General features: G+C 32.6%; 2 protein-coding genes. Both read right to left on the reverse strand.

The annotated features are described in order from the left end of the window. Window positions 1-66 precede the first annotated feature (66 nt). Window positions 67-285, reverse strand: a complete 219-nt coding sequence (locus ACTS4L_RS11220) for an ATP-binding cassette domain-containing protein (protein ID WP_440617389.1) — start codon at window positions 283-285, stop codon at window positions 67-69. After that, window positions 278-1,486 (reverse strand): NosD domain-containing protein, encoded by a 1,209-nt coding sequence (locus ACTS4L_RS11225; protein WP_440652061.1) that lies wholly within the window; start codon window positions 1,484-1,486, stop codon window positions 278-280. Before ACTS4L_RS11225 ends, ACTS4L_RS11220 begins: the two co-directional genes overlap by 8 nt. Window positions 1,487-1,796: the final 310 nt, after the last annotated feature.

Below are 1,796 nucleotides of genomic sequence, written 5' to 3' on the forward strand. Positions count from 1 at the left end.
GCCTGCCAATCACCATGCCATAAGTCGATTTAAAAATCCCCACACAATAAAAAATACTCTGAAACTCTAAACTTCAGTTAAGCATTGACCATCATAAAAAATACCACCTGACTGAGGGGGTAAAACACCTGTAATCAGCTTAATTAATGTCGTTTTACCACAACCATTTTCACCAACAAGTGCTGTGATTTTTCCTGAATTTAAAGTTAAGCTAACATCTTTCAAAATACTTTGTTTTCTATGATAAGCAAAGCTTACATTTTCTAGTTTTAATCCGTTACACATCACGAGAAACTCGTTTGGTTAGTGGATACTTATCGATAAGTGAGTTACTTTGTAATACTGGGAACATATTTTCAATACCTTGTAAAACTTTCATAATAGGGCTATCAAATATCACATGCAAAATAGGGTAAGAAAAACTAAGCCATTGCGCTAAATTATTAACATAATAAGGACTTGGGCCTGTTGCGCCACGACAATTACCATAACAGCGATAACTTGACCAATAATTACCACGCCCTTTATAGCCCCAATAAGTATTTTTAAAATTACCATATTTGACCTCTAAGCGATTATTAATAAAATTATTGTTATAGACACGATTATTAACACTGCCGAAGCTTATGATTGCACCATAAGTATTATTGATGATCTCATTATTATGAATCACATTATCATGACTTGCACTTAACACAATCCCATCTTCGTTTGTATCCGCAAGATTATCAAAAAAGGTTGACTGACTAATTTCACGCAACACATATCCATGTATATTGTTATGCTTAGCGATGTTGTTTTTTATCATTAAACGTTTTGAATACATTAAATTCATCGCAACCGAAGCATTATAAACGGCATTGTTGTCTATAGTAAGATTTTGACTATTCATTACATGGAAACCAAAGCGTGCATGGTGAATCGTGTTATTATTCAGATGAACATTGTAAGAATCTTCGATATAAATGGCATCTCCGCCATAACTTAAAAGATTATCTTCAATCGAGCTATCATGTGTTGATAGTATTTTAACAACCTCTCCTCTTAAGGATAAATTTGATCTATCATCCGCAATAAAAACATTGTTTTTAATCCAATTGTCCCAAGTATTTTTCAGTACCATACCAACAGAGCAATCTCTAAGTGCGTTATTGAAAAAAGTAATACTACCATCCTTAACATCAATACAGCTATTGTTTGTATTGCTATTGAGTTTACCGATAAATTCAACACCATGTATTTTAAATGTTGCATTGTGAATGCTAAGAATTGGCTTATCCTCAATTGCACTTATCATCGGCATATTTTTACCAACTAAATCAATTGATTTAGTCAATGTAAAGTTGCCTTCATATTTCCCACCATTAAGCACAATTACGTCGCCATTTTGAGCTTTTTTAAGTGCTATTTCTAGCCCCTTATCATCACTTTTATCAACGTGAAATGTGTCAGCATAAATACGATGAATACATAACAAACTTAACATAAGCGCTATGAGCAATAGATAGTAAAATTTCCTACAAAGCCCATACCTGTTAACAAGAATCATCTTGTACACTTTTTGTCTTTTACTAATTATTTTTATGTTTTTTGTGCATCATTGGACCATATCGTTGTGGATCACTTTGCATCAGATCAATTGAATTTTGCACAACTTGCTGTGTAATATCTTTAAACTGAACAAGCTTTCCGCCATGTTTTTGCTCGAATATTTTCGCATTATTAACTGAAGTTACGCACTTTTAAATTTCTCACATTCATGTTTCATTTTTAAATACATTTGATAACTTGCTTGA

Source organism: Cysteiniphilum sp. 19S12-1 (assembly GCF_052030685.1).
Lineage (GTDB): Bacteria > Pseudomonadota > Gammaproteobacteria > Francisellales > Francisellaceae > Caedibacter.

Excerpts from the sequence above, each read along its gene's own strand:
- ACTS4L_RS11220 (WP_440617389.1), bottom strand. The coding sequence starts at position 285 with ATGTGTAACGGATTAAAACTAGAAAATGTAAGCTTTGCTTATCATAGA.
- ACTS4L_RS11225 (WP_440652061.1), bottom strand. The coding sequence starts at position 1,486 with ATGTTAAGTTTGTTATGTATTCATCGTATTTATGCTGACACATTTCAC.